Source organism: uncultured Campylobacter sp. (assembly GCF_938017705.1).
Classification (GTDB): Bacteria; Campylobacterota; Campylobacteria; order Campylobacterales; family Campylobacteraceae; genus Campylobacter_B.
Window position 1 is genome coordinate 1 of the sequence record NZ_CALIIS010000199.1, and the last position, 3938, is coordinate 3938.

The following is a 3938-nucleotide window of genomic DNA, read 5'->3' on the forward strand; positions in this document are numbered from 1 at the left end:
CGTCAAACCACCCGATCGCGGTCGGATATATGAGCAGCTCGGCACCCCGCAGCGCCATCGCGCGCGCCGCCTCGGGATACCACTGATCCCAGCACACCAGCACGCCTAGCCGTCCCACGCTCGTATCTATGGGCTCAAAGCCCAGATCGCCCGGCGTGAAATAAAATTTTTCGTAAAACTGCGGATCGTCGGGGATATGCATCTTACGGTACTTGCCGGCAATCCTGCCGTCGCGCTCGAAGACCACGGCGGTGTTGTGATACAGCCCCGCGGCGCGACGCTCGAAAAGCGAGCTTACCAGCACGACGCCAAATCTCTTCGCTACCTCGCTCCACAGCCGCAAATCGCGCTCGAAATCCTGTGCGTAGTCGAAATTTTCGGTATTTTCGCGCTGACAAAAATAATGCGTCTGATGAAGCTCTTGCAAAACGATTAATTGCGCGCCCTTCGCCGCTGCGCGCGCGATGAGTTCGATACTGCGCGCTATCGTGCGCGCCTTGGTGCCTTCAAATTTATGCGAAATCAGCCCAACTTTTAAAATTTTCATATTTTTCCTTCGATCTAAATTTAAAGTTTAAATTTATTCATGCACGAGCAGTGCAGCGAGCCGTTTTGGCGGATGAAAACGCGTGCATTCACTCCCACTACTTCGCGATCCGTGCACGCCGCTCGCAGACGCGACAGCGCCAGCTCGTCCGCCGCGCGGTTTGGATCGTGCGGATCTGTGGAATCTGCGTAGGTAGGTACTATGAGCGCGCCGTTTAAAAAGACGAAATTTGCATACGTCGCAGGCAGCCTGCGCCCCTGATAAAAGATCGCACGTGGGATCGACAGTTCGATCACGTCGTACCCGAGCGATGAAATTTCATCTTTCATCGCGCCAAGCTCCGCGTAATGTAGATCGCTCGGATCGCCGCACGACGAAATAGCCACAGTGCGCGGGCTTAGAAAGCGTGCGAGGGTATCGATGTGGCTGTCGGTATCGTCGCCTTTTATGAAACCGTGCTCTAGCCAGATTATCTTTTTTAGCCCGAAAATTTCACGCAGCCGCGCGTCCAGCTCGGCCTTGCTTAGGGAGTTGCGATTTTCGTTCAGCAAACACGCGCTCGTAGTTAGCATCGTGCCCGCGCCGTCAAAATCGACGCTGCCGCCTTCTAAGATCAGATCCACATCTCGCAGCGGACGGGCGCTCACGGCGTAAAGTTTGGAATTTAACGCGTCGTCCTTAGCACTTGCGAACTTGCCGCCCCAAGCGTTGAAACGAAAATTTAGCCCCGTGATTTTACCGCCCTCCTCTATGTCGATCGCGCCGTAATCGCGGATCCACGTATCGTCGGTATCGATTTGCGCGAAGCTCGCGTTTGCTAAGCCGCCGCAAATTTGCTCAAAATCCTCACGGCGCGGCGCGATCGCAACGACCGGCTCAAACCTCGCTGCGGCGGCGATAAAGTCGCGATAAGCCACCCGTATCTCGCCTAAATACGGCGCCCAGTCGGTACCTGCGTGCGGCAAAGACACCAAAAGCGCCTCTTGCTCCTCCCATTCGGCGAATGCTCTCATTTTTGCTCCAAGATTAAAATTTCACGGATTATAGCGAAAAAAATATTTGTAGATGGTGCGCCCGGAGGAATTCGAATCCCCGACCTTTTGAACCGCAATCAAATGCTCTATCCAGCTGAGCTACGAGCGCACGAAATAAAAGAAACGAGATTATAGCGTTTTTAGCTTAAATTTAGCCAAAAAGCGGTCTAAATTTCACTGCACAAAAAAATTATCTTTATTAAATTTCAAAAAATCAACTTTTAAAATTTTATCCCGCAACCTTGCTCTTTAAATTTCGGCTCGTAACTTGCTTGGCCGAAACTTCATCTCAAACTTTATCTCGCGCTCTAATCGGTTAAATTTTATCTTGCACATGCAGACTAAATTTTATCTTGCGGCGCGCTAGGCTAAATTTTCATTCGCGGCGGCTGCATAAATTTGCGGCGCGCTCTTTTATAAATTTTATATGCAAGCGGGGCAAAGAGCGTCTATTCGGTGCTTTCCGCTCTTTGGCTTTCGCTTGATTAGCTTTTCTTGCTCGCCGCTAAAACTTGCGCCAAGATCGCCGCTAGCGCGATATTGAGGCTGACGCAGAGCCCAAACAGCGCCACGGCTTTAGTGGAGCTGAAAGCGAGCGTAAAAAAGGAGATTATGCTGGTTAAAGACGCGAGCGTGATGCCGAAAATTTTATCGCTAAGCGCCATCTTATCGTTGTTTGCAAAGATCATATAATCTATCCCCACGGCGCCTGATAGGATCAGCGCAAAAATCGCAAAAATATTCACGCTCACGCCGAATGCGCTAAGCAGGGTGAGCACGGCCAAATTTGTCGCAAAAACGCAGATGACGATCAGCCACGCCGTCCGCGCGCCGAAAAACGCCCACAGCAGTGCGAGCGCGAGCGCGTATGCGGCGCATTTTAGATACAAGGCGTTGATTTTGATCTGCGAAAACGCCTCGCTTATGGCGCTTCGCATGTTTAGATGCAGCGCGCCCATCTGCGCGGCAAGCTCGCTAATGGCTGCTTTATCGCGCACGCCGCGCAAAAAAGCGATATGCGGATCGATGCTCGGCATCGCGGCAAAAAGAACGGAGCTTCTAGCTTGCTCGTAGCTTAAAATAGGCGCATCCGCGATCTTGGCAAAGTTTGCGTCCACGAGCTCGCGGCTAAGCCCGAGACGTAAAAATGCGCTTCTATCGTAGTTTGCAAAGGCCTGCTTGATAAAGCTCTGCGTAGCTGGATCCAAAATCGGCACGCCGGTGTAGGAGTCCGCAAGACCGCGCGCTACGGCCTCTTTGGCTACCGCGCCTGCATCGTTGCCCACGATCAGATCGAAGCTGGAACCTCCTATGCTTGCGAGCTTGGCGCTCATCGCGATCAGGTTTTTATCCAAGCTCGCGTATTCGCTGACGTCGTCCTTAAGCTCCATTTTAAAATACAAAAACGCAAGCAGCGCCGCACAAACGATGGCAAGCGCTTTGAGGCTTAGGTTTATCTTGCAAAGCGCCTTTGCGTAGAGTTCAAGAGCTTTTGCAAAGAGCGGAGCGGGGCGAAATTCCGCTCCTTCGAGTAGCAGCGGCAGGGCGAAGTAGCTAAAGCAAAACGCCCCCGCAAGCGCGGCTATGGCAAAGATCGCGATCTCTTTGAGCAGAAAAAACGGGCTGAATAAAAATACGAAGTAGCCTCCCGCAGTGATGAAAAACCCTAGAAGCAGGATATTTCGCATACTTTTTATCGAGCGAGCTTCGATGCGGCGCGAGATGTTTGCGCCGAGCCAGTGCACCGCGTAATCCAGCATCAGCCCGATTAGGCTCGTCGAAACCACGGCGCTTAGGATGTGGATCGAGCCGCGGATCGCCATCGTAGCCGCTACGCCGCAGGCAAGCCCGAAAAGTGCGGGCAGCAGCAGGCAGAAGATCCGTGCGCGCGAAAATGCCGCCAGCAGTAGCGCCGCGCACAGGCTAAGCGATACGGCGCCCGCCACGGAGCTTTCGCGCACGCCAGCGCTCTTACCCAATGCGCTAAAAAGGGCAGTGCCGGAAATTAAAATTTCGCTTTTTTGCGCCTCGCGCACAAGCGCGCTAAGCGCGTCGTCGTTTGCTTTTGGAGCGAGCCTTGCCGTAGCGAGGTAGTACGGCGCGCCGTCAATGATCGCGATTAAGCGGTTTTGCGCAGGATCGAGTTTGATAGCGCCGCGAGAGCTGAGGCGCGAGTGAAGGCTGAGCGAGAAAAAATCCTGCGAGAGGCTAAGCGGGCGAAATTTTGAATAAAGCTCACGCGCGCTACGCTCAAAAAAGGCCTGCGGATCGCTTTTTAAAAGCTCCACGCTCGCATCATCGAGCATCGCGGGCGCAAAGCGCGCAAGCTCGCTCTGATACACTCTCGCGTCCTTGAC

Annotated in this window: 3 protein-coding genes and 1 tRNA gene; all 4 read right to left on the reverse strand. The window is 53.3% G+C overall.

The window, feature by feature from the left end:
• Window positions 1-547 (reverse strand): nitrilase-related carbon-nitrogen hydrolase (locus tag Q0605_RS09095; protein WP_298706382.1); only part of this gene is annotated, 547 nt, incomplete at its 3' end.
• A 20-nt stretch (window positions 548-567) separates the two neighbouring features.
• Window positions 568-1560, reverse strand: coding sequence for an agmatine deiminase family protein (locus tag Q0605_RS09100; RefSeq protein ID WP_298706384.1), 993 nt, complete (start codon window positions 1558-1560; stop codon window positions 568-570).
• Between the two features lie 53 nt (window positions 1561-1613).
• Window positions 1614-1690 (reverse strand) — tRNA-Arg (locus Q0605_RS09105).
• Window positions 1691-2066: 376 nt separating this feature from the next.
• The coding region (locus Q0605_RS09110) for a hypothetical protein (RefSeq protein WP_298706386.1) at window positions 2067-3938 on the reverse strand (1872 nt) is incomplete at its 5' end.